Origin of the sequence: Arthrobacter sp. 9AX, assembly GCF_902506095.1 — a bacterium.
In the GTDB taxonomy this organism is placed as follows: Bacteria; Actinomycetota; Actinomycetes; order Actinomycetales; family Micrococcaceae; genus Arthrobacter.
This window is the reverse complement of the sequence record NZ_LR733293.1, coordinates 3,675,987-3,700,613: the sequence shown is the minus strand read 5'-3', so window position 1 is coordinate 3,700,613 and position 24,627 is coordinate 3,675,987. Positions and strand designations below refer to the sequence as shown.

At 65.1% G+C, this 24,627-nt stretch carries 21 protein-coding genes; 16 read left to right on the top strand and 5 right to left on the bottom strand.

The genetic code is table 11. The features are described 5' to 3' along the window. The first annotated feature begins 67 nt into the window (after nt 1-67). A complete protein-coding gene (locus BACI348_RS17155) occupies nt 68-1,435 on the top strand; it encodes an ABC transporter substrate-binding protein (RefSeq protein ID WP_159828258.1) in 1,368 nt (455 codons plus the stop codon). Nucleotides 1,436-1,651: 216 nt separating this feature from the next. Here BACI348_RS17155 and BACI348_RS17150 read toward each other — a convergent pair whose 3' ends face one another. After that, nucleotides 1,652-3,667 (bottom strand): beta-galactosidase, encoded by a 2,016-nt coding sequence (locus BACI348_RS17150; protein WP_159828255.1) that lies wholly within the window; start codon nt 3,665-3,667, stop codon nt 1,652-1,654. Nucleotides 3,668-3,844: 177 nt separating this feature from the next. Between BACI348_RS17150 and BACI348_RS17145 the strand changes: the two genes are divergently transcribed. From BACI348_RS17145 to BACI348_RS17120, 6 genes are all read left to right on the top strand, one after another. Further along, nucleotides 3,845-5,134 (top strand): ABC transporter substrate-binding protein, encoded by a 1,290-nt coding sequence (locus BACI348_RS17145; RefSeq protein WP_159828252.1) that lies wholly within the window; start codon nt 3,845-3,847, stop codon nt 5,132-5,134. 46 nt (nt 5,135-5,180) lie between these two features. After that, nucleotides 5,181-6,134: a carbohydrate ABC transporter permease gene (locus tag BACI348_RS17140; RefSeq protein ID WP_159828249.1), complete on the top strand. Its 954-nt coding sequence runs from the start codon at nt 5,181-5,183 to the stop codon at nt 6,132-6,134. Continuing rightward, nucleotides 6,131-7,048: a carbohydrate ABC transporter permease gene (locus tag BACI348_RS17135; RefSeq protein WP_159828246.1), complete on the top strand. Its 918-nt coding sequence runs from the start codon at nt 6,131-6,133 to the stop codon at nt 7,046-7,048. Before BACI348_RS17140 ends, BACI348_RS17135 begins: the two co-directional genes overlap by 4 nt. Nucleotides 7,049-7,067: 19 nt before the next feature. Further along, nucleotides 7,068-7,733, top strand: coding sequence for a Poxvirus protein I5 (locus BACI348_RS17130; RefSeq protein ID WP_159828243.1), 666 nt, complete (start codon nt 7,068-7,070; stop codon nt 7,731-7,733). Between the two features lie 92 nt (nt 7,734-7,825). Beyond that, the gene (locus tag BACI348_RS17125; protein WP_159828240.1) at nt 7,826-9,097 is read left to right on the top strand and encodes an MFS transporter; all 1,272 of its coding nucleotides are present in this window, start codon (nt 7,826-7,828) and stop codon (nt 9,095-9,097) included. 80 nt (nt 9,098-9,177) lie between these two features. Then, a complete protein-coding gene (locus BACI348_RS17120) occupies nt 9,178-10,110 on the top strand; it encodes an ABC transporter substrate-binding protein (protein ID WP_159828237.1) in 933 nt (310 codons plus the stop codon). A gap of 87 nt (nt 10,111-10,197) precedes the next feature. On the opposite strand, the gene BACI348_RS17115 is transcribed toward BACI348_RS17120, so the two are convergent. Both BACI348_RS17115 and BACI348_RS17110 read right to left on the bottom strand, forming a co-directional pair. Continuing rightward, nucleotides 10,198-13,563, bottom strand: a complete 3,366-nt coding sequence (locus BACI348_RS17115; protein ID WP_159828234.1) for a family 78 glycoside hydrolase catalytic domain — start codon at nt 13,561-13,563, stop codon at nt 10,198-10,200. Next, the gene (locus BACI348_RS17110) at nt 13,564-14,793 is read right to left on the bottom strand and encodes a Gfo/Idh/MocA family protein (RefSeq protein ID WP_159828231.1); all 1,230 of its coding nucleotides are present in this window, start codon (nt 14,791-14,793) and stop codon (nt 13,564-13,566) included. Nucleotides 14,794-15,031: 238 nt separating this feature from the next. Here BACI348_RS17110 and BACI348_RS17105 point away from each other — a divergent pair, with 238 nt between their 5' ends. The 6 genes from BACI348_RS17105 (at nt 15,032) to BACI348_RS17080 (ending at nt 20,643) form a co-directional block, all read left to right on the top strand. Beyond that, nucleotides 15,032-15,712, top strand: a complete 681-nt coding sequence (locus BACI348_RS17105) for a YesL family protein (protein ID WP_159828228.1) — start codon at nt 15,032-15,034, stop codon at nt 15,710-15,712. Nucleotides 15,713-15,824: 112 nt separating this feature from the next. Further along, a complete protein-coding gene (locus tag BACI348_RS17100) occupies nt 15,825-17,354 on the top strand; it encodes an extracellular solute-binding protein (RefSeq protein ID WP_159828225.1) in 1,530 nt (509 codons plus the stop codon). Then, nucleotides 17,355-18,329, top strand: a complete 975-nt coding sequence (locus tag BACI348_RS17095) for an ABC transporter permease (protein WP_159828222.1) — start codon at nt 17,355-17,357, stop codon at nt 18,327-18,329. A 2-nt stretch (nt 18,330-18,331) separates the two neighbouring features. Further along, nucleotides 18,332-19,204, top strand: coding sequence for a carbohydrate ABC transporter permease (locus tag BACI348_RS17090; RefSeq protein WP_159828219.1), 873 nt, complete (start codon nt 18,332-18,334; stop codon nt 19,202-19,204). A gap of 20 nt (nt 19,205-19,224) precedes the next feature. Next, a complete protein-coding gene (locus BACI348_RS17085; RefSeq protein ID WP_159828216.1) occupies nt 19,225-19,971 on the top strand; it encodes a rhamnogalacturonan acetylesterase in 747 nt (248 codons plus the stop codon). Next, nucleotides 19,972-20,643: a DUF1961 family protein gene (locus tag BACI348_RS17080; RefSeq protein ID WP_159828213.1), complete on the top strand. Its 672-nt coding sequence runs from the start codon at nt 19,972-19,974 to the stop codon at nt 20,641-20,643. Nucleotides 20,644-20,651: 8 nt separating this feature from the next. Here BACI348_RS17080 and BACI348_RS17075 read toward each other — a convergent pair whose 3' ends face one another. Next, entirely contained in the window at nt 20,652-21,296 is a 645-nt protein-coding gene (locus tag BACI348_RS17075; protein WP_159828210.1) for a nucleoside/nucleotide kinase family protein, read from the bottom strand. Between the two features lie 146 nt (nt 21,297-21,442). Between BACI348_RS17075 and BACI348_RS17070 the strand changes: the two genes are divergently transcribed. Further along, a complete protein-coding gene (locus BACI348_RS17070; protein ID WP_159828207.1) occupies nt 21,443-21,817 on the top strand; it encodes a DUF7793 family protein in 375 nt (124 codons plus the stop codon). Between the two features lie 12 nt (nt 21,818-21,829). On the opposite strand, the gene BACI348_RS17065 is transcribed toward BACI348_RS17070, so the two are convergent. Further along, nucleotides 21,830-22,852, bottom strand: coding sequence for a LacI family DNA-binding transcriptional regulator (locus tag BACI348_RS17065; protein ID WP_159828204.1), 1,023 nt, complete (start codon nt 22,850-22,852; stop codon nt 21,830-21,832). Nucleotides 22,853-23,002: 150 nt separating this feature from the next. On the opposite strand from BACI348_RS17065, the gene BACI348_RS17060 reads away from it, so the two are divergent. Then, the gene (locus BACI348_RS17060) at nt 23,003-23,350 is read left to right on the top strand and encodes an L-rhamnose mutarotase (protein WP_159828201.1); all 348 of its coding nucleotides are present in this window, start codon (nt 23,003-23,005) and stop codon (nt 23,348-23,350) included. A 95-nt stretch (nt 23,351-23,445) separates the two neighbouring features. Then, nucleotides 23,446-24,624, top strand: coding sequence for an L-rhamnose isomerase (rhaI, locus tag BACI348_RS17055; RefSeq protein WP_159828198.1), 1,179 nt, complete (start codon nt 23,446-23,448; stop codon nt 24,622-24,624). Nucleotides 24,625-24,627 lie beyond the last annotated feature (3 nt).

Sequence of the window (24,627 nt, the reverse complement as noted above, 5' to 3'; positions counted from 1 at the left end):
CGTTTTTTGCACCGTCTTAGTTTTGATTCCCTCCCCAGCAACATGATCAAAGAAGATCGGAGTACCAGTGCCGCTTTTTTCCCGCTCAGCCTCTGCTGCAGCCAAGCAGCCGGCCGCAACATCCTCGACGGGTGCACGCCGCCCCTTGCGCAGGACTGGCGTTGCAGCCGCGGCTGCCGCGGTCGTTATGGCCCTGAGCCTCAGCGCCTGCGGCAGCGGATCCGGCCAGCAAAGCGCCGACGGCCCCGTTGAGCTGCGGTTCTCCTGGTGGGGCGGCGACAAGCGCGCCCAGCTGACCCAGGAAGCCATCAAGCAGTTCGAAGCCGAAAACCCCAACATTAAGATCAAGCCGGAGTTCGGCGACTGGAGCGGCTATTGGGACAAGCTGGCTACCCAGGTGGCCGCCAATGATGCACCGGATGTCATCCAGATGGACGAAAAGTACATCACCGAGTACTCCAGCCGTGGTGCCCTCCTCGACCTGTCCAAGTACGAGATCGACACCTCCAAGCTCGACGAAGCCGCGCTTAACGCAGGAAAGGGCCCTGACGGGCTTACGGGCATCGCTGCCGGCATCAACGCCGCCACCATCCTGGCCAACCCCAAGGTGTTCGAAGCTGCCGGCGTCCCGCTGCCGGACGATTCCAAGTGGACCTGGAAGGACTTCGAGCGGATCGCCGCTGACGTCACATCCAAGTCTCCGAAGGGCACCTACGGTGCGGCGGCTTACGGTACCGACGAGGCGTCGCTGGGCGTTTGGCTCCGCCAGAACGGCAAGTCCCTCTACACCTCCGACGGCAAGCTGGGCTTCGAACCGGGCGACATTGCCGAGTGGTGGGCTTTCCTGAAGGAGCTCAGCGAGAAGAAGGCAGTTCCGACCGCGTCCGAGGTGGTGGAGGCTGAGGCCGCGCCGCTGGACCAGAGCGGCCTCGCCACCGGCAAGAACGGCATGGCTTTCTGGTGGTCAAACCAGGCTCCTGCCTTGGAAAAGGCGTCAGGCTCCGACCTGAAGATCCTGCGGTTCCCCACCCAGACCGGCTCGGCCGATGACGCCGGGCTTTGGTACAAGGCATCACAGTTCTGGTCGGCTTCCTCACGGACCAAACACCCTGAGGAAACCGCCAAGTTCATCAACTTCCTGGCCAACAACGTCAAGGCCGGCGAGGTCCTGCTGGCAGACCGTGGTGTCTACCCCAACTCGGAAGTCCGGGCAGCCATCGAATCCAAGCTGACCCCGTCCGACGTCAAGGTGGTCAAGTTCATCGACCAGATCAAGGACGAACTCGGTGAAGCTCCGGCTCCGCCGCCCAAGGGCGCGGGCGCCATCCAGGAAATCATCAAGCGCTACACCTCCGAGGTCCTCTTCAATCGGCTCTCCACTGAGGAAGCCGGCAAGAAGGCGCATGACGAGATGAAGTCTGCGATCAGCAGCTGAATTTGCTCCAAAAAGCAGTTAGCTTCACACCGCCAATCACGGCCCAGGACAACTTGGGTGGACGCCTCCTGGCGCCCAAATCGTCCGACGGCGGTAACAGCTCCGTCCCGGTGGGACCCTTTGGTTCCTCCCGGGACGGAGCTGTTTAACCTCAATGCTCCGAGCTTCCGGCCGTGCCACGAAGAATTGAACGCACGGCCGGTCACCTCAAGTGCGTCAGCCCTCCGCGATCACCACAACCCCGCCGGCAGGAACCGTACCGTCAAACGCCTGGCCCGAAAGCAGCTCCGCACCCGAAGCCTGGACTGTCGCGGATGAACGGGTGTGGTTGATGGCGAACAGGAAGGTGCGTCCGTCGTCGGAGCGCCGCCGCGTCAACTCAACGCCGGGGTCGGCAGCAGCCGCGGCCGCAACGCCGGACTCCTCCAGCAACCGGTCCACAACAGACTCGATTCCGTCCCGGTCCGGGAACGTTGCCAGGTACCAGGCCGACCCGGCCCCAACAGGCCGCCGGGTCAAGGACGGAACGCCCTCCAGCGGGTATTCCGTAAAGGTCTGGACGGCATCGGCTCCGGCAAGGTGCACGTGCTCGCTCCAAACGGAGGACACAGCACCGTCGCTCAGCTTCAGCTGTGTGCCGGCCAGCAAGGGGTGGAATTCCTCCACGCGGACTCCCAGCAGTTCCCGGAACGCGCCCGGGTAACCGCCCAGGCGGACGTGGTCGTTCTTGTCCGCAATGCCGCTGAAGTAGCTGACCAGCACCGTGGCACCGGCCGCGGCAGCAGCGGCAATGTTGGCCGCCGCGTCGTCAGTGACGGAGTACAGGGTGCAGACCAGAACGAGGTCGTAGCCATCGAGGATAGCGGACGGATGCACCACGTCCACGGAAACGCCCCGCAGGAACAGCGCCCGGTGGAACGCCCGCAGCAGGTCCAGGTACTTCACATCGATGCTCGGTTTGGAATCGATTTCGCTCGCCCACCAGGCCTCGTAGTCAAACACGATCGCAACGCGGGACTCCACGCGGGAACCGCGCACAGGAGCCAGCCGCTTCAGCGCCGCGCCGAGGTCCACTACCTCGCGCCACACGCGGGTGTCGCGCCCGCCGTGCGGCACCATCGCCGAGTGGAACTTTTCGGACCCGGCGAAGCTTTGCCGCCACTGAAAAAACATCACCGCGTCGGCACCCCGGGCTACATGGGCCAGCGAGTTGCGCAGCATTTCGCCGGGCATCTTGGGCTGGTTGCGCGGCTGCCAGTTGACGGCCGACGTCGAATGTTCCATCAGGATCCAGGGGTCACCACCCGCAATGCCCCGGGTAAGGTCCGCGCTGAACGCGAGTTCGATCTGCCGCTCGGGGTCGGCGGCCACCAGGTAATGGTCGTTGGCGATGACGTCCAGGTCCTTGGCCCAGTCAAAGTAGTCCATTGACTTGGTGGCGCTCGAGGCCATCAGGTTGGTGGTGCATGGAACGCCGGGAGTCACCTCGCGCAGGACCGCAACGAGCTCCCGGTAGTAGTCCATCAGCGCCCAGGAGTTGAACCGCTGGAAGTCCAGCTGCTGGCCCGGATTCAGCGTGGACGGGGCGACCGCGGGCGGAAGGATCTCCTCGAACGAACCGTAGTGCTGGGACCAGAAAGCCGTGCCCCAGGCCGCGTTCAGCGCCTCGATGTTCCCGTACCGGCGCTCCAGCCAGGCACGGAAAGCGGCTGTGTCCTCCTCCCCGTAGAACTCAGAGACGTGGCAGCCCAGTTCATTGTCCACGTGCCAGAGCGCCAGGGCCGGGTGGTCCTTGTAACGCTCCGCCAGCACCCGGGTGATTCCGGTTGCGTAACGGCGGTAAACGGCCGACGACGGCGTGTAGTGCCGCCGTGAGCCCGGTCCCAGCACGGTCCCGTCAGCCGTGACCGGCAGGATCTCAGGATGTTTCCGTACCAACCAGGCCGGGGGGGCGGCCGTGGCTGTGGCGAGGGCGACCTTAACGCCGATTCCCGCGAGGTTGTCCATCACCTCGTCCAACCAGGCAAAGTGGTACGTGCCCTCAGCCGGTTCCAGCAGTGCCCAGGAGAAGATTCCCACGCTGAGGAAGCTCACGCCTGCCTCCTGCATCAGCTCCAGGTCCTCCAGGCGGACGCTGGCGGGCCACTGCTCCGGGTTGTAATCGCCGCCGTACGCGATGCCTTCGATGTTGTTCCAGACGCTGGCCGGGCTGGAGGTTTCCTGCAAAATCATGGGACTCCTTTGTCTGCTGGGAAGAGGGAAGCGGCGCGAAAATCAGATCTTTGGAAAACGCTTGCCCATTTCCGTGAATGCCGATATTGTATCGTTTCAGAAGCCGTGTAAGCCAGCTCACTACCCTCGTTGTAGTTTTGGGCGAAGGGATTGCACACATCGAGCAAGGAGGCTCCCATGATCAACAGAAGGCATTTCCTTACCACCGTAGCCGTCGGCACCGCATCTGCCGCGGCACTGGCGGCTTGTGGAGCTGGCTCCAGCTCTTCCGGGGAAACAGGTACCGCGGAGAAGCCCGTCACCATCAACTACACCTGGTGGGGCAACGATGACCGCGCCGAGCGCACCCGCAAGGCCATCGCCTTGTTCGAATCGAAGAACCCGGACATCAAGGTCAACGGCAACTTCACCGACTTCGCCGGCTACTGGCAGAAGCGTGCCACAGAGGCAGCCGGCGGCGGCCTGCCGGACGTGATGCAGTGGGACCTGTCCTACCTGCGCGATTACGGCCAGCGCAACCAGCTCCTGGACCTCGGCACCGTGAAGATCAACACCGATGCATTCGAGAAGTCTCTCCTGCCCTCCGGCCAGATCAAGGGCAAGACCTACGGCATCCCCACCAGCACCAATGCCTTCGCCGTCTACTACGATCCGGCCAAGCTGGCATCCCTGGGCATCGCCGAGCCGGATGGCTCTTGGACCTACAAGGAATTCAACGACTTCCTCACCGAGGTAGGCACCAAGAGCAACAGCGCACTCTTCGGCTCCACCGACTACACCGGCGTGTGGTGGATGTTCAACATCTGGCTGCGCCAGAACAACATCGAAGCGTTCACTGAAGACGGCAAGCTCGGCTTCACCAAGGACGATATGAAGAAGTGGTGGAACACCACCGCCGGCCTTCGCGGAACCCCCGCCATCGTCTCCGAAGAGCGGGTCACCCAGCTCGCCCCCAAGTCGCCGTTCGGCTCCAACGTCACGGCAACTGAAGTCACCTGGGACAACTTCATGGCCGGCTACCTCGGGGACAGCGGCGCCAAGGAACTCAAGCTTGTTCCGGTCCCGTCCGATGATCCGGACAACCTGGGCCTGTTCCTGAAGCCGTCCATGCTGATGGTGGCCAGCGCCAAGACCAAGTACAAGGACGCCGCAGCCCGCTTCATCGATTTCATGGTCAACGACCCCGAGGTAGGGCAGATCTTCAAGACCTCCCGCGGCGTCCCTGCTTCCAAGACCCAGCGTGACGGCACCACCTTCGAAGGCACGGACAAGCTCGTGGTGGACTACGAAAAGTCCATCGAGCAGTACCTCAAGGACGCTCCCGAGCCGCCCATCGTCGGCTTCGGCACCCTCGAAGCTTCCTTCAAGCGCGTCTCCTCCGATCTGAACTACGGCAAGCTGACCATCGACGGCGCAGCAGACGCATGGTTCAAGGAAGCCGAAGACCTCATCAAGCAGAACGCCTGATCAGGCACTGTCTGACCAAGACGTCCACAACTGACGGAATGAACTCGTGACTCAAAGCCCAACACTGAGCAGGCGTTCGGCGTCGTCCGCTCCCGCGCAGCTTCGCAAGTCGAAGCAGCGCGGGGTGGATGCCCGTGCCGGCTACACCTTCCTGCTGCCCTGGCTGCTGGGATTCATCGCCCTCACTGTCGGGCCCATGATTTCCTCGCTGTACCTTTCCTTCACCAACTACAACCTGTTCGATCCGCCCAAGTGGATCGGCCTGGACAACTACACCACCCTCTTCCAGGACGAACGGTTCCTGCAGTCAGTGGGCGTGACCGTGGGCTACGTGGTTTTCGGTACCCCGCTCAAGCTCGCCGCGGCACTGGCGGTGGCAATGCTGCTGAACAGCAAGCGCCGCGGGCAGGGCTTCTACCGCTCCGCCTTCTACGCGCCCTCCCTGATCGGTGCGTCCGTATCCATCGCGATCGTCTGGAAGGCCATGTTCGGCGATTCCGGTCCGGTGGACCAGGGGCTGTCCTTCTTCGGGATCAACCTGGGCGGCTGGGTGGGCAACCCGTCCATGACCATGCCGATGTTCATCCTCCTGACGGTGTGGCAGTTCGGCGCCCCGATGGTGATCTTCCTGGCCGGCCTGAAGCAGATCCCCAACGATCTCTACGAGGCGGCGTCCATGGACGGTGCCGGCCCGGTCCGGAAGTTCTTCAACATCACCTGGCCTATGCTCTCCCCGGTGATCTTCTTCAACCTGCTGATGGAAACCATCCACGCGTTCCAGATCTTCGCCTCGGCGTACATCATCTCCAACGGTGAAGGCGGTCCGGCCGGCTCCACCCTCTTCTACACCCTCTACCTGTACCTGCGGGGTTTCAGCGACTTCCGGATGGGCTATGCCTCGGCAATGGCCTGGCTGCTGGTGATCGTGGTGGGCATCATTACCCTCATCTTCTTCCGTACCTCCAAGTCCTGGGTCCACTACAGCGGTGATGCAAAATGACAACCATGGCAACCCCCACCCAGTCCACTCCGGACGCACAGGTGCCGCATTACAATCCCAAGTCCGAATCGGCCGCGGCCAAGCGGGCCAAGAGCACCATCTTCCACGTCGTGGCCCTCGCGCTCACTGCCGTGGTCCTGTACCCGGGCCTGTGGATGATCGCCTCATCCTTCAAGCCGAACGCCGAGATCGGCGGTGCGAACACCTCGCTGTGGTCCAACAACTTCAGCTTCGACAACTTCGTCACCGCCATGGAGGGCATCGGCGGCGTCTCCACCCTGCAGTTCTTCACCAACTCGCTGATCCTGGCCATAGGTGCCGTGGTGGGCACCATCCTCTCGGCGTCCGTGTCCGCGTATGCGTTCGCAAGGATCAAGTTCCCCGGCCGGAGCATTTTCTTCGGCATGATGATCGCAACGCTGCTCCTGCCGTTCCACGTGGTGATCATCCCGCAGTACATCGTGTTCCAGCAGCTCGGACTCGTGGACACCTACGTCCCGCTGCTGATCGGCAAGTTCCTCGCCGCCGACGCGTTCTTCGTGTTCCTGATGGTCCAGTTCATGCGCAACCTGCCCGGTGAGCTGGACGAGGCCGCACGGATAGACGGCGCCGGGCACGTCCGGATCTTCACCTCCATCATGCTGCCGCTGATGAAGCCGGCCCTGATCTCCACGTCGATCTTCTCCTTCATCTGGAGCTGGAACGACTTCCTGGGCCCGCTGCTCTACCTGAACACGCCGGACAAGTACCCGCTGCCGTTGGCCCTGCGACTCTTCGTTGACCAGACCCAGAGCTCGGACTATGGCGCCATGATTGCAATGTCCGTCCTGGCCCTGCTGCCGGTGCTGATCTTCTTCCTGGTCTTCCAGCGCTACATCGTCGAAGGCGTCTCCACCCAGGGCCTCAAGGGCTAACGGAAGAACACAACAGAAAATGAGCGTCATGGACAGCACCACACCCGCCCCCAACCACCACGAACCCGTCCCGGTGAACCGTTTTGCACTGTTCTCCGAGACCCTCCTGGCCGGGGTGCTGGTGCTGGTGCTGTCCCTTCCGCTGGTGACCATCCCCGCCGCGTATGCGGCGGGGATCGCCCATCTCGAACGCCACCTCTCCGGCCGGGACGATTCCGTCCGCAGCCTCTGGGGCACGTTCAGGGCTGCCCTGCCGGGCAGCTGGAAGCTGGGAATCACGACGGCGGCAGCCGCAGTCGTGATTGTCCTTAACCTTTTGCTCGCTTGGGTGGGGCAGCTTCCGGGCCGGGAAGTGGTGCTTCCCGCCACCCTGATCCTCGCCGCCGCGGGAGCAGTCCTGCTCCTGCGGACTACCGCCGCCTGGTCCGACTCCGCAGGCATGGGAGTCGTTGCCGACGCCGGCATGCCCGCTGTGGGCAGCGCCGACGCGCGCGGTGCCTGGCGCGCCGCAGTCGAAACCGGCCAGGCCCTGTCACTGCGCGACTGGACCGGATCCCTCCTGCTGGCTGCGGCATTATTCGGCGCCGTGGTGTTCGTCTGGATGCTCGCGGCCCTCTTCGTGGTGGTTCCCGGTACCCTGATCCTCGCCGCAGCAGCCGTCAAACTGCGCTCCACCCGCGCCTGACACGCCCCCTCTGAAGTACAGCTGCGCCGGAAAGACCGGCTTCGCCCCAAGAATCTCCCGGTTCTGTCCGTCACTATTGAGTTGAGTCCGACGTGTCTTCCGACCGCCAGCATTCCCAGCAGTCCCTCCGTCCGTCACAGAACCAGCCGCCGTGGTACCAGCCCCTGGCGCAGCGCAACTACCGGATTTTCCTGGTCCTGCTCTTCACCGGCAGCGTGGGAGTGTGGATGCAGCGCCTGGCCCAGGACTGGCTGGTGCTGCAGCTGACCGGCAGTCCCGCCGCCGTGGGCGTGGCCGTTGCCCTGCAGTTCCTGCCGATGCTGGTGGTGGGCCCGCTCAGCGGCTTACTGGTGGACCTCGTTCCCAAACGCCGCATCATGCTTGCCTGCCAGGGCATCATCGCCCTCCTCGCCATGGGCCTCGCCGCGTGGGCCGCGAGCGGGACCATCACGGTCTGGGCGGTCTACGCCAGCTGCATCGCGCTCGGTGTCACGTCCGCCATCAACCAGCCGGCCACCACCGTCTTTGTTAATGAAGTGGTGGGGGACACCGGGCTCCGGGCGGCCATCGGCCTCAACAACGCCATCGGCCAGCTGGGTGCCATGGCAGGACCGGCACTTGCCGGAGCAGTCATTGCCCAGGCCGGATCCGCCGCAGCATTCGCGGCCAACGCGCTGCTGTGCGTGCTGGTCCTGTGCATGATCGCCGCTATCCGCCCCGCCGAACTGCACCACAGCACCCCTGCGGTGCGGGGGAGGGGACAGCTCCTGGCCGGGTTCCGGTACGTCAAGGAACGTCCCTCGCTGCTGCTGATCATTGCCCTGGCCGGGCTGCTGGGCATGTTCGGAATGAACGGACCCGTGGTGCTGGCAGCCTTTGCCGAACGCGTCTGGCACAACGGAGTCAAAGGATTCGGCCTGTTCAATACGGTCAGCGCTGTTGGTGCCCTGGCCGGTGCACTGCTGGCGGCCCGCATCCGGAAACTGGGCCGGAAGGGGATCGTCCTCGCTGCCGGTCTCTTCGGTTTGTCACAGCTGGTCGCGGCCCTGATGCCCAACCTCATCCTCTTCACCGTGATGCTGGTGGTGGTGGGCCTTATGACCCTGCTGTTCCTGACCAGTGCCGCAACCGCCGTCCAACTCGAGGCAGGGCCCGAGATACGGGGCAGGGTGATGGCGTTGTACCTGCCGCTCCTGCTTGGGGGACACGCCATGGGCGGGTTGCTGGCCGGTTGGCTGACCGGGCAGTTCGGGGTGCGGATGGGGCTCGTCGCCACCGGCGCGGGAGGCGCATTGTCCGCCGCGGTCATCGGAATTCTGCTTTGGCTCAACTCCCGAAACACAAACAGCGGAAGCGCACGCTAACAATTTCTGTGAGCAAAAGTTTCTTTCTGTGAGTTCTTGACGCGTGTTATGGATCACGCCTAGCGCTTGAGCTCAAGGACGTGGATCAGTCCAAGTTCGAAAAGGCCGCGGCAGACGCCGGCACGGTGGAGGGTAAGCAGTATGCCGTGACCGCCAGCATAAACGCACAGGTGGTGTTGGCCAACCCCGCACTGGTCGCGGCCAGCGGTGTCAACATCCCGGACGATTCCACGTGGACATGGGAGGACTACAACAGGACTGCTGCAGCCATCACGGATACCAGCGCCGGCGGCGTGTACGGCTCCGGCGCGGTGACCGGGGATGCGGCCGCGAACCTCTGGTTGCGCCAGCACGGCAAGACCCTCTTCGCCGCAGACGGAAAGCTGGGCTTCGACGAGAACGACCTCAAGGGCTGGTACGGGTACCAGGCTGAGATGCGTGACTCCAAGGGCGTGCCGCCCGCCTCGGTCACCACGGAAGACGCCACCGCTTCCATTGACCAGCAGGGGCTGTCCACCAACCGGTATGCCATGGCCTGGTACTGGTCCAACCAGTTGGGGGCGCTCAGGAAGGCGTCCGGCCAGGAGCTTGAGATTCTCCGGCCGCCGAGCATCGACGGGGCCGCTGCCGACGCCCAGCAGTACTACAAGTCCTCCCAGTTCTGGTCCGCAAGCTCCCGGACCAAGCACCCTGCCGAGGCCCAGAAATTCGTCGACTTCCTGGTCAACAGCACCAGGGCCGGCGACACCGGGCTGGCGGACCGCGGCATCCCGGCCAACTCGGCAGTGCGTGCAGCCGTGACCAGCAAGCTGAGTCCTGCAGATGCGGCCACGGCCAAGTTCATCGATGACATCGCGGACGAACTTGGCGGCGCCGTTCCGGTGCCGCCCGCCGGTTCCAGCGCTGTGGTTGAGGTCCTGACCCGGTATGCCCTTGAGGTCCACTTCAGCCGCATGTCCCCGGCCGACGCGGCGAAGAAGGCCCTGGACGAGGCGAAAAGCGCTCTGCTCTAACCCCAAATCCCAGCCAGGTAGCGCTAGGTGTCGTTTTGGCGGCCCAAAACGACACCCACCGTTACTTGGTTGGGATGGGTGGCCGGATCAACCGCCGGGAGTGAAGCTCCAGGCACCGGAGTGGATGCGGAAGTCCACCTTTGCTGCGGTGCCGGCCGGGCCGCCGTCGGAATCCCCGCTGACTGAAGCGGCACTCACCGGAGCGGAACGCTCGACGGCGTCTCCCGCCGTCGGGCCCTGGATCCCGTAGCTGCCGGCCGGCAGCCGGACGACCGCCGTGACTCCGGCGGGCACAGTGCACTCCAGTTGCAGCTGCCCGCCGGTCCGGGTCCAGCTGATGTCCACGCTGCCGTTGCCCGCGGGAACGCTGCCGCGGGCATGCTCCAGCCGGCACAGCGGCGGTTCGACGACAAGTTCGCACCCACCGGCGGAGGCATACCTGACACCCAGCAGGTGGTCGAGGATCTCCTTGACCACCGAGGCTGACCAGGCGTGGGACTGGCTGTAATCCGTCCCGTCAACCAGGTCCCAGGCCTCCCAGGTGAAAGTGGCGCCTCGCTCCAGCAGCTGCGCCCACCCGGGCTGGTCCTTGTTCGTCAGGAGGTCCAGGACGGCATCGGTGAGGCCTTGCGCGAGCAGTGCACGGATCAGTCGGTGCACGGTCATTGGCCCTTGCAGTATCCCCATCGCAGCGATCCTGCGGGCATCAGCCGGGGCGTACTCCGGTGCGGTGATTCCCAAGGAGAGCGGGTAGGAGGTGGCGTGCTGGGACGCGTGGGTGCTGGGTGTCCCGTCGGTGTGAAGGCCGTCCACCATCAGGCCGTCCACGCGTAGGCGGGTACGGATGGCAGCGGCCAGCGCCCGGGCCCGGCGGGCATAGCGGGCGGCGGCATCCTCCTGCCCGGCGGCGGCCAGCAGGCGGGCAGTGGCCATCAAAGCGGAGTACGCCTGCGCGTTGACGGTGGTCTTGGCGGCGCAGTCCATGTCGTAACCGAAGCGGCCTGGCGCAGGCCAGTCCACGATGCCGTGAAGATAGGGGCCGGAGCCGCCGCCCAGGGTGGTGACCAGACCCGCCGTCGGCCCCTCTGACGGGATGTACCGCAGCGCGTAATCTGCCGTATCGCAGAGGTGTGGCAGCAGTTCAGTGACCAATGCCAGGTCGCCGGTCCGGTGGTAGTACTCCTCGGCCCATTCAGGGATCATGAGGGAGAAGTCCGGGATGTCGCGTTTGCCGTCCCCGTTCGGATAGACCGCGTTGTAGCGGCCCCGGTCTTCGCCGGCGGTCCAATAGCGGGCTGCCGACCAGCAGAATTCCCGGAGCGCCTGGGCGGTATAGGCGTGCTCACCGAACAGGGACATGGTGGCGTAGGAGATGTTGACGGCGTCGGCAAGGAACTGGCCCTTCTCCCGGGTGGGTGTGTCCACGAACTGCTCCTGCACGCCGTACAGGGCTGAGTCCCGCAGGAGCCGGAATACGGCATTGAGGGTGTCATCCGAGCTGGTGAAGCTTCCCTCACCCGGGTGCCGGCCATGCACCACCACGGCTCCCACCCGGGACAGGTCAACGGCCTCCACACCGGGCAGTTCCAGGTACCGGAAGCCCAGGTGTACCGAGGCGCGGTACTGCTGGGGCCCCGCCGTTTGCGTGTAGGGGAAGGACATGTCCGTGTTCTGGCTGGCCGTTGTGCCGGCGTCCACCCTGCCGTCGGCGCGCAGGACGTAACTGGCCCGGATCATCACGGTCCGGCCGGGAACGCCGTCCCGGAAGTCCACGGCGGGCCGGCCGGGAATGACCTGGCCGAAGTCCGCGACGAGAGTCCCGTCGTCGGCCGTGAGGAACGCCTGCGGGGCCACGAACTCCTCCGCCAGCTGCGTCCGGCGGGGATGCAGGGCAGGGAATTCCGGGGTGGGATGGGTGCCGTAGCTCAGCGCCGGGGGCAGTTGTCCGACGGCAGGAAGGACTGCCGCGGCCAGCCCGTCCAGGTGCTCCACCGGGTCGCCCTCGTCATTCCGGTAGCCCGACTGGCGGTAGGGTGCCTCGGCAGCGTGCCAGTGCGGGCCGGAGGCGAAGACCTCACGCCGGCCGTCCGTGTAGTGGACGCTGAGGCGGACCAGCAGGCCGGGGAGGCCCGCGGCCCGGCCCTGCCCGGGTCCGTACCAGTGGAGCAGGGCGGTGAGGGGCACGTCAGTGGGGGCCTGCGTTGCAGTGCCGGGCCCGGCGAGCCGTCCGGTGACGTCGGCGGCGTCGTAATACCCTTCGCCGGGGTAGCCAAAGGAGGTCGTGGCCAGGCACGGTGTTCCGTCGAGGGAGATTTGGGCGTGATGGTGCGCCGCCGCAAAGAGACGGGCCCTGGCCACTGTTCCCGCGAGGGTGATGGTGGTGCTGAAAAGTGTCCACTCGTCCGGCTGACGGTGGGCGGTGGTACCGGTCCAGTGCGCGCGGTAGGCATGGGCGAGGTCCGTCCCGGCGGTGAACTCATGGTCCAGCAGGAGCCCGCCGGGGTTGTCGCCGGAGGTGTCCGTGATCCGGAGGGAGGCGTATTCCGCCTGGCTCCGGGGTGCCTGGTGGAGGGCCAGCCGCCCCTGGGCGCCGGGCACCGCGCACTCGTTGAAAACCATCAACTGGTGGCCGTCCAGTACCACCGTGACCGCTTCGCCGTCGTCTGTAACGGTGAGGCAGGGCCACTCCTTCGCCGGGCTGGCCGGGGCACCTGGCGGAGTGCCGGTGAGGGCAGGGCCGGCGAGGACCCCAGGCGGGAGGACCGCGCTGGCCAATACCTCGGTGGCAGGAGCCGACGGAGCCGGGATCTCCCACACGGCGGCCCGGCGCAGCACCACGCTTCCGGCGCCGCTGAGTTCCAGCAGCAATCCCGTTCCGGGCCCCGTGGTCCGGAGCAGGATCCCGGCCATGCCCATCACTGGCCGGAGGCGGGCGTCCAGCCGGTAGTGCTGGATCGGGGCACAGGGGACGGGCAGGAACGGTGTGCCGGCCACCCGCAGTGCCCCGTCCAAAACCTCCAGGGGCGGGCGGCCGCCGGGCGCGCGGTGGATCCAGTCGGCGCCCCAGCCTGCGTCGCCGAGGCCGGTACTGAACTGCCGGGACTCTGACCATGCGCCCGGCATACCCGACCCGTCCCACACCCGGACCCGCCATGCATAGTCAGTGTCGTCGTCGAGCGCGGGCCCATCGAAGCCGGCGGACAAGCGGCCCGAAGCCACCTGCCCCGAGCTCCACACCGGCGTGCCGGCGCTGTCCTCCACCACCAGCTCGTAGCCGGTCTGCGTGGCCCGCGACGGATCGGCGTGTTCGGGTTGCCCGAGCTGCCAACTGAACGACGGACGTGGCCCGGCCGTCAGGCAGGGCGACAGCCCGTCCGTGAGCAGGTCCCTGGCATGAAGCTGGCCGGAAACGATGACGGCGGGCAGCTGCCCGGCAGTCGACGGGCGCTGCATTCAGGAAGCCGGCAGGTGGAAGGCGTGCGGCGCCGAGGTTGCCCAGGGAAGTCCCAGCCCGCTGAACGTGGCATGCTGCCCGCCCGCGAGTTCCAGGGCCTCCTCGATGCCGGTCACCACGGCATGCGCTGCATCGTCCTCGCCCTCCCACCGGACATACTCCGCGTCAATCGGGGCCGGCAGCGGCGCGGTGCGGATGGCTTCCAGGACGAGCATAAAGGCGCCACTGTCCTGGAGCGGGCTAAGGAGCGGGGTGCCGCCGTTTCGGTGGGCCAGCAGGTTCTCGGTGAGATCGTCCCGGCCGAAGACTTCCTCGGAACGGCCGGCAGCGGTCTCAACGGTGAGCCGGTCCTCGGTGTAGTGGAAGACAGCGGTGCCGGCGGAGCCCTGGAGCGTCACATAGGGTTCCACGGATTCCGTGGCGCACAGCGTCAGGGCGCACGTGATGGGCAGGCCTGAGCTGGTGCGGATCCGGATCACGGACGTGTCATCGGACTCGATCGGGTTGGCGCGGTACAGCTCGGTTTCGAGCGACGCGATGTCCGCGGTGGTGCGGGCCCCGGCGATTCGCAGTGCCGTTGCCACCGCGTGCGCCAGGGGATTGGTGGCTACGCCGTCCACCACGTCCACGCCGTCGATGGTCCGCTTTCCGGCCCACCGGGACCGCTTGTAGTAGGCCCGGTCACGGACCCATCGGCCGGTGGCGGAGATCCCCTGCAAGGTTCCGATGGTGCCGTCGGCAAGGAGCCTTTCGATGGCCGTCAGTGCGTGCGAGCCCAGGCTTTGGAACCCGATCTGCACGCTGCGGCCGGACGCAGCGGCAGCGTCGCGGAGCCGGTTGAAGTCCGCCAGGGAGGCGACGGGCGGCTTTTCCAGGTAGAGGTCGGTGGCCGTGGCCAGGGCCGCCAGGCCCAGCGGTGCGTGGGTCTGGATGGGGGTGGCAACGATGATGAGGTCCAGGCCGCTGGTCTCCGCGAGCAGTTCCGGCAGGCCCGGGTGGGCGTGCGTTGTGGCGGGGACGGACCCCGGCGCCGGGGGAGTGGGATCGGCCACGGCAACGAGGTCGACGACGCCGGCCGCCTGGAGTCGTTTCAGGTTCCGCAGGTGGTGGGTGCCGAAGCCGTGGACGCCTACCAGTGCCACCTTGGCGGCGGGCCTTTCGGCCGTCGCGGGCGCCGGGGCGTTCTGGATGGACTGAGTCCCGGCGACGGTGCCGGCTGGCGTTCCCATGGTGCTCCAATCGGCCCGGAGGGCGTTTTCTTGTGACAGCCAACCCACAGGGCAAGCGCTTTCCAAGTTCCAGTGTGAACTAAGGGCGTGCTTCATGTCCAGCAATGTAACGATTCAAAATTTCGCTTGACCTGCCCCCGTAAAGCGGTCTAGATTTTCGAGAAACCGATTACTAACGTGACGCGGACCACTGAAGTCCTCGTTTCTGCAACGATGGAGAACCGAAGGGAGCCGTGCCATGCCTACGTCTTCGTGGAACGCCCGCGCGTACTCGTTCTTTGACACGCTCCTGTGGATCGCCTGCCTGAACCTGCTGTGGCTCACCTTTACTGTCCTGGGTTTCGGTGTCCTCGGCGCGGGCCCTGCCACCGCGGCCGCGCACATCCTGGTGCGCAAAAGGGCAACGGGGGAGGCAGCCCGGCTCCTGCCGGCTTTTGCCCGTGCATACGTCCGGAACTTTGTCCGTGGCAACGCGCTTGCGTTGCCGGTCATGGGTGTGGCTGTAGCCCTGACCATGAACTGGAACCGCTTTTCAGCCGGAGGCGACCTTGCGTCCCAGCTGGGTGCCGCGGCCACGTTTGTGGGGGCGATCTTCCTGGCCGGCGCCGTCTGCTACCTGTTCCCGATGTATGCGCGGTACGAGCTGCCGCTGGCGCAGTACTTCCTGATGTCGTCCCGGTTCGCCGTCCGGCACCTGGCAGGCACGGTCATCCTGCTTTTTGTGTCCGCCGCCGTGGTCTACGCCAGCGGCGCAGTCCCCGGCTTGATCCCGTTTTTCAGTGTGGGCGCGTGGCTTTTCCTGACCGGCTGGCTGTGCGACCGCTTCTTTACGGCCAACGATGAATCCATGGCCGCCCATGCCGAACATCAGGCTCCTGCCCCCGGCCCGACGCATCACCAGGCGCTCCCGGCGCGGTGAATCCCGCGCCTCGGCGCCCGATCAACCATAACGAATACCGCCTTCCTGTTGCCTGGCTGAACACTGCCCGGTGACCGCAAAACCAACCCCGAAGAAGTGGAAAAGGAACAAAATGATCCGCAGAAAAATCTCCCTGGCCGCCGCCGTCGTCACCGCCACGGCACTTACCCTGACGGCCTGCAGCGGGGGTGAAACGCAGTCCGCTGACATTTCCACGGTGAACGTGATGGCGCCGTTCCTCGAAGCCCAGCCGCCGTCGGCCGACGGTGCCGTGCAGAAGAAGCTTCGGGAGCTGACCGGCAAGGACGTCAACATCACCTGGGCACCGAACGCCTCCTACGAGGACAAAACGAACATCACCCTCGCATCGTCCGAGATCCCGCACGTGATGGTCATCCAGGGCAAGACCCCCGGCTTCGTCAAGAACGCGGAAGCCGGCGCATTCTGGGACCTGACGGACAAGCTGGATGACTACCCGAACCTGAAAACCACCTTCCCGGACATCCAGCAAAACGCCAGCATCAACGGCAAGGTATACGGCGTCTATCGGGGCCGGGCCCCGATGCGTGCCGCCGTGATGTTCCGCCAGGACTGGCTGGACAAGCTGGGACTCCAGCCGCCCAAAACCACCGAGGACCTCTACAAGGTGGCCAAGGCATTCACCGAGCAGGACCCTGACGGCAACGGCCAGGACGACACCTGGGGCATCACCATTCCCAAGTGGGGTGCGCTGGGCACCAACAGCCCCTATGACCTGATCGAGGAGTGGTACGGCGCCGGCAACCGGTGGATCGAGAAAGACGGGAAGCTGATTCCCAGCTTCGAGACCGAGGAGTTCCTCGAAGCCAACCGGTTCGTCAAGAAGATGGTGGATGAGAAGCTCATCAACCCGGACTTCGCCACCTTCGACGGCACTAAATGGAACGAACCGTTTTTCAACGGCAAGGGCGGCATCATCGCGGACGTCGACTCCCGCGTCAGCGTCCTGATCAACCTTTTCAAGCAGGCGGACCCGAACAACTTCCAGAACAAGGTGGGCTTCGTGGGCAACCTCGAAGGCCCCGACGGCGAACTCCACGCCCACCCCACCGACGGCTACTCCGGCTTCCTGGCCATTCCCAAGTCCAGCGTCCGCACCGAAGCCGAACTGAAAACGGTGCTGGAGTTCCTGAACACCATGAACGGCAAGGACGTGGCCGTGCTGCTCAACAACGGCATCGAAGGCACCAACTTCGCCCTGGAGGACGGCAAGGCTGCCACCATCAAGCCCGAGACCGAAGAGGGGAAAGCGGTCACCACGGACGTGAAGAGCTACGCGCAGCTGGGCATGAACGTCACGGGCAACAGCTTCTACCCGGTCAAGCAGGCCACCGACTACGAACAGCAGGTCTTCGACAAGCGCACCGAGGTGATGGCCGAGGACCTCAAGAGCGCTGTCTACAACCCCGCGGCACCGTTCGTTTCCGCCACCTACGTCTCCAAGGGCGCGCAGCTGGACAACATCGTGGCCGACGCCCGGATCAAGTACCTCGCCGGCCAGGTCGACGAGCAGGGCCTGAAGGACGCCATCAAGCTGTGGAACACCAGCGGCGGCGACAAGGTCAAGGAAGAAATCAACAAGCTGTGGCAGGACAACAAGTAAATGGCAGCCCCTGTCATTGACACCCGGGCCGGGGAGCGGACGCAGCCTCCTGCGTCCGCTCCCCGGAAGCGGGGCAGGTTCTCCGTCCACTTCGCGCACTACAAGTGGCTGTACTTGCTGCTGTTGCCCGGCGTGCTGTACTTCGCCGTCTTCCGGTACGGGCCCATGTACGGGGTCAGCATCGCCTTCAAGGACTATGTGCCGTTCCTTGGGGTGAACGGCAGCAAGTGGGTGGGGTTCCAGCATTTCCAGGATTTCTTCGCGAACCCGGACTTCCCGCGGCTCCTGGGAAACACCCTGATCCTGGCGTTCCTGAACCTGGGCATCGCGTTTCCGCTGACCATAGTCCTGGCGCTGCTGCTCAACGAAGTGCGGCTGAGCATCCTCAAACGCACCGTCCAGACCCTGGTGTACATCCCGCACTTCCTGTCCTGGACCATCGTGGCCTCCCTGAGCTTCCTGCTGTTCGCCCTGGACTTCGGACCGCTGTTCCTCTTCCTGAACAACGTGCTGGGCACCAACATCGACTTCCTGTCCGATCCGAACTGGTTCCGGCCGCTGATTGTGCTGCAGGAAATCTGGAAGAATACCGGCTGGGGCACCATCATCTTCCTGGCCGCGCTGGCCACCGTGGACCAGGACCAGTACGAGGCCGCGATCATCGACGGCGCCGGCCGGTTCCGCCGGGTCTGGCACATCACCCTGCCTGGGATCCGGTCAACCATCATCGTGATGCTGATCCTGGCCATCGGTCAGATGCTGAACACGGGCTTTGAGCAGATCTACCTGATGACCAACGCGCTGAACAGGTCGGTGGCAGACGTGTTCGATACCTACGTCTATTTCGTGGGCATCACGCAGGGCGCCTACAGCTATTCCACCGCCGTGGGGCTCTTCAAATCCCTGGTGGGCATTGTGCTGATCTTCGGCACCAACGCCCTGGCCAAACGCTTCAACCAGAGCGGACTGTTCTAGCCATGAAAATCCACAACACCACCGGCGGGCGGATCTTTGACGCCGCCAACTACGTGTTCCTCTCCCTGATCGGCGTCATCACCCTGCTGCCGTTCATATACGTGATAGCGGGGTCCTTCGCCAACGAAGCGGAAATCACCCGGCGGGCGTTCTTCGTCTGGCCCGAGCAGTTCACCCTGGGCTCCTACGAGTACATCTTCTCCACCCCGGCCTTCATTCGGGCCTTGGTCACCACCATCCTGGTCACCGCCGTCGGGACCTTGGTCCAGCTCGCATTCACGGTGACCATGGCCTACCCGCTGGCCAAAAAGACGCTCCGCGGGCGCAAGGTCATCCTGTCCCTGGTGGTGTTTGCCATGGTGTTCTCCGGCGGCATGATCCCCACCTTCCTGCTGGTGAAGGACCTGGGCCTGCTGAACTCGTACTGGGCCCTGATCCTGCCCGCGGCGATCAACCCGTTCAGCCTGATCATCATCAAGAACTTCTTCCAGGAACTTCCGGCGGAGCTGGAGGAATCGGCCAAGATGGACGGCGCCACCGAGATCGGGATCCTGTGGCGGATCCTGCTCCCGCTGTCCAAACCCGTCCTGGCCACCTTCGCGCTGTTCTACGCCGTGGGCATCTGGAACGACTTCATGTCACCGCTGCTCTACCTCAGCGACAACTCCAAGTGGACCCTGCAGATGTACCTGCGCCAGGTCACCGCGGCATCAGACCTCCTGGGCACCGGCAATGTGGACCCCACCTACATCCCGCCGGAGCAGGGCATCAAGTTCGCCGTGATCGTGGTGGCCACCCTGCCCATCCTGGTCTTCTACCCGTTCCTGCAAAAGCACTTCGCCAAGGGCATGCTCATCGGCTCCGTCAAGGGCTGACCACACGAGAAAGCAACACCATGAAAATCCTCCTCGCCGGAGACTCCACTGTCGCCAACTGCCCCACCGCCGAATACCCCATGAGCGGCTGGGGAGCCCGGCTGCCCCCGCACACCTACACCTGGGCGGCCGTGCACAACTTCGCCAAGGGCGGGGCCAGCACGGAGTCGTTCCGGGACGAGGGACTGTGGGGCCGGCTGATCGGGGAGGCGGGCGACGGCGACCTGGTGCTGATCCAGTTCGGCCACAACGACCAGAAAAAGCCCCACCTCGCGGCACGGACGGGCTACGCCGCCAACCTGCGCACCATGGTGGCCGACGTCCGTGACCTGGGCGGGCTGCCTGTACTGTGCACCCCGGTGGAGCGGCGGCACTTCCTGGACCGGCCGTCGTCGGACGCTGTTTTGGAGGAAAGCCTGGAAGACTACCCGGAGGTGGTCCGCGAACTGGGTCTGGAGCTGGCAGTGCCGGTAATCGACCTGAGTTCCTGGACCAGCGGGCTCTACTTGCGGCTCGGCCCGGAGGGCTCGAAGGACCTTTTCTGCCACTTCGAACCGGGCGAACACGCACACTGGCCCGCCGGACTGACGGACAACACCCACTTCTCGCAGCACGGCGCCGCCTTGGTGGCGGAGCACGTCGCCGCACAGCTTGGGGCGCTGGGCTTCGGGCCCCGGCACCGCGGGGTCACATCAGGGCCAAGGAATGGTGAATTGTGGGCCCAAAGTGATGCCGCGTTGTCAGGTACGACGGCGGGGCGTGGCTAGGTGGCGGAGGTCCGGGCGGGGACCGAGGTGCTTTACCGCAATGCCCTCAGCGGTCCCGGGGACGTGGCGGACTGGGTGGTCGAAGGCCCGCTGAAAACGGGCCGCCACGGGGCGGCCCTTGAGCTGTCCGGTTCGCTGGATGACGGCGAGTTCGGGGACCACGCGCACTGGACGGTCTGGTGCCCTGTGGAGTTTCCCGATGGGATCCGGATCAGCTGGGAGTTCCTGCCGTTGGAGGAACCCGGGCTGGCCATGCTGTTCTTCGCAGCCAACGGCCATGGCGGACAGGACCTGTTCTCTCCGTCCCTCTCACTCCGGACAGGCCACTATCCGCAGTACCACTCGGGCGACATTGATGCCCTCCACGTCTCCTATTTCCGGCACAAGCACCAGTCCGAGCGGGCGTTCCGGACCTGCAACCTGCGCAAAAGTGCCGGATTTGAGCTGGTGGCCCAGGGCGCCGATCCGCTGCCTCCCGCTGAAGACGCCGTGGACTTCTACCGGCTGGAAGTGGTGAAGGACGGGCCGCGGGCGGCGTTCTCCATCAATGGACTGCCGCTCTTCGAATGGCAGGACCATTCCGGTAGCGTGCTCGGCGGCGGCTACTTGGGGTTCCGCCAGATGGCTCCGCTCCGTGCGGCCTACCGGAACCTCGCGGTGGAGAAGCTGTAGCTGCCGGATCAGGAATCAGCGGGATGGGGCGTGCTGCCAAGGCGGGCCCGCGGCGCAGCGGCTGCCGCAGCGTCCTCGATGATCTTCTTCAGCTGCAGTGCGCTGCGCTCGGTACTGCCGCCGGCATCGATCCTCGTGAAGCCCGGGTACCACGGCAACCCGCTGTACCCCTCCCGGAACTTCTCCAGGTCGGCGAGGTCCTCCTGGTCCTCGCCCCGCAGCATGATCCGTTCATGTGCCTGCTCCGGGGTGATATCGAAGTAGGCCACTGCCTGGGCCTTTGGGAGCAGCCGCAACAGCGCTGACAGTGCCCGGCAGCGCCGGATCCCGCGGGCTCTCCTCAGCGCCAGCTGGCAGTACAGGTGCCGGTCCATGATCACCACGCCGTCGAACCGGGCGGCCCGCAGATGGTTGAGCAGTACATTGAAGACCCGGACTGCGGATTCAAGGACATCCGCCAGCTGAACAGGCAACGGAAGCCCAAAGCGCTGCGACAACGCGGAGATGGTTTTCCGTCCGGAGTAGTTGCCGAGGACCAGTACGGGCGTGTCCGTCAGCAGTTCCACCGCTTCCCGGGCAGCCGTGGACTTGCCGGCACCGTCTATCCCGAGCAGGACAATCAGTGCCGGTACCGGTTTGCCGTGTTGTGTCATGGTTCCTTCATACCGTCCGGGCCTGTGGCTTCGGTTTGGGGAGTCTGGGAAAAAGCTGTGCGTGCGCTTGGAACGGCCGCGCCTGTGTTGGCTCCGGTGATGCATAGTAGTTGCAGGATGGGTCTGCACAGGGAGGGGAGCAGGGTATGGAGCCTGTAACGGTTGACGGCGGCAAAGGCACTGTGGAGTTGCGTTCCGACGGCGTGATCCACCTGATCTGGGAACCTAGAGTCCGGATCGAACAGCACGATGCGAAGGCGGCCATGGCAGCCGTCAACGACATAGCGGGGGATAGGACCTATCCCATGCTGGTGGACATGGCCACCACGGAGTCGGTCACCCGGGCCGCGCGGTCGGTGTTCTCCATCCCGTGCGCGGCAAACCGGATCGCACTCCTGGGTGCCAGCCCGGTGGACCGGATCCTGGCGAACTTCTTCCTGGGCGTCCACATTCCGCCCTGCCCCACCCGTTTCTTCACGTCCAGGGCCGAGTCGATGCAGTGGCTGCAGGAAGGCGAATAGAGGTTCGGATCACTACTTGGCGTCCGGCTCCCCGGTACTCTGCCGGACCACCAGTTCCGGGGTGAAGATGACGGCACGGTGCCGCGGGTGCCCGGACTCAACCTCCTCGGCCAGGAGTTCGATGGCCGTCCGCCCCAGGGCTTCGGTGGGCTGCCGGATGGAGGACAACGGCACCACCGCGGAGACGGCGAAGTCGATGTCGTCATAGCCGATCAAGGCAATATCCTCGGGGATCCTGAAGGTATGCGTCATGGTGAGGGACTGCATGATCCCCAGCGCCAGGAGATCGTTCGCGCAGAAGACCCCGTCCGGCAGGTCCGCCCGGTCCCGCTCCACCAGCGTGTTGCCCACGCTCCGTCCGGCCAGGACGGTCATGCCATCGGATTCGAGTACCTCCAGGGTGGCGTCCGGCTCCTCCTTGACCGCGCGCCGGGCACCCTCCAGGCGGTCCCATACCTGGCGGATAGTGGTGGAGCCGCCCACAAACGCGAGCCGGCGGCGGCCGGTGTCCAGCAGGTGCCGGGCAGCCAGATAACCGCCTGCGTCATCGTCAACTGATACCGAGCTGAACTTTTCCTCGTCAGCCAGCCGGTCCACCAGGACGGTGGGCACGCCGCGCTCGCGGAGGAGGTCCAGGCGCTCGGTCACGTCGCCCACTGGTGAGATGAGCAGGCCCTGGACGCGCTGCTCCTGGAAAAGATCGATGTAGTTGGCCTCGCGGCCGGCGTTGTGGCCGCTGTCGCCCAGCAGGACGGCGCTCCCCTGGAGTGCGGCGGCATCCTCGGCGGCCCGCACCACGGAGGTGAAGAAGGGGTTGCCGACGTCCAGCACGATCAGCCCGATGGTGCGGCTGTGGCCGGCACGCAGCTGGCGGGCGGCGTCGTTGCGGACAAAGCCCAGCTCGTCGATGGCGCGGAGCACCCGTTCCTTGGTCCGTTGCGAGACGCGGTCCGGGTAGTTCAGCACATTCGACACCGTGCCAACTGCCACGCTGGCATGGTTGGCTACGTCCTTGATGCTGGCTGTGCGGTTCATGATTCTCCGTACTGGTGGGCCGCCTGACTGTGCGTCCCGGGATTGCTAAGGAAGAGGTCCCCGGATGCTTGACACCTACTTACGTTCAAGAGTACTTTGAATCGTAACAATGAAACGATTCAAAGATTCGCGAGTTCAGGAGAGTCCCACATGAGGGTGTGTTTCCGTTCGTCGGTCCAGCCGGCGCTGATGGACGAATACCGCCGGCGGCACGCTGCCGTGTGGCCGGAGATGCTCCGCGCCCTCAAGGACGCCGGCTGGAACAACTACTCCCTGTTCCTGGACCAGGACGGACTCCTGATCGGCTACCTGGAGTGCGACGACTTCGACGCCGTCCGGGCCAGGATGGCTCTCGCCGACGTGAACGCCCGCTGGCAGGCGGAAATGGCCACGCTTTTCGAGAATACGGACCAGGCACCCGACGAGGGGTTCCAGGTCCTCGAAGAAGTGTTCAACCTGGACAGCCAGCTGGCGGCGGCGGAGTCTTCCGCCGGCTGACCCGGCACCAGCAGACCCGCGCGCTCCAGCAGCAGGGCCGCGCAGCACCACCACACCAAACCACAGCAATAAAAACACCGGAAAGAACCACCATCATGAATGACGTAGCAACGGCGCTGGGCAGGCTCGGGGAGCTTGCCATCGAGGTCCCTTCGTGGGCTTATGGAAATTCGGGTACGCGGTTTAAGGTGTTCGGCACTCCCGGCACTCCGCGTACTGTCCAGGAGAAGATCGCGGATGCGGCCAAGGTCCATGAGCTGACGGGCCTGGCGCCTACTGTTGCGCTGCATATCCCGTGGGACAAGGTGGATGACTACTCCGCTTTGAAGGAGTACGCGGCCGGCCTGGGCGTGGGCCTGGGCACCATCAACTCCAACACGTTCCAGGATGATGAATACAAGTTCGGTTCGCTGACGTCGTCCAACGAGTCCGTCCGCCGCCGTGCGGTTGACCACCACCTGGACTGCATCCAGATCATGCACGCCACCGGGTCACGGGACTTGAAGATCTGGCTGGCCGACGGCACCAACTACCCGGGCCAGGACGACATGCGTGGCCGCCAGGACCGGCTGGCGGAGTCGCTGCAGGAGATTTACGCGGCCCTCGGCGCCGAACAGCGCCTGGTGCTGGAGTACAAGTTCTTCGAGCCGGCTTTTTACCACACCGATGTTCCGGACTGGGGCACCTCCTATGCCCAGACCCTGGCGCTGGGTGAGAAGGCGTTCGTCTGCCTGGACACCGGCCACCACGCCCCGGGCACCAACATCGAGTTCATCGTGATGCAGCTGCTGCGCCTGGGCAAGCTGGGGTCCTTTGACTTCAACTCCCGCTTCTATGCCGACGACGACCTGATTGTGGGTGCGGCGGATCCGTACCAGCTGTTCCGCATCATGCATGAGGTGATCCGCGGCGGCGGCTTCGGCAAGGACGCTGTGGGGAATTCCGCTGTCGCTCTGATGCTGGACCAGTGCCACAACCTGGAGGAGAAGATCCCGGGCCAGATCCGCTCGGTGTTGAACGTGCAGGAAATGACCGCCCGCGCCCTGCTGGTGGACACCGCGGCACTGGCCGAGGCTCAGCGCGCCGGAGATGTCCTGGCGGCGAACGGCATCTTCAGCGATGCGTTCTACACCGACGTCCGCCCGGTCCTGGCAGAGTGGCGTCAATCCCGCGGTTTGCCCGCGGACCCGATGGCCGCGTTCAAGGCCAGCGGTTACCAGAAGAAGATCAACGAGGACCGCGTGGGCGGCCAGCAAGCCGGATGGGGCGCCTAAACA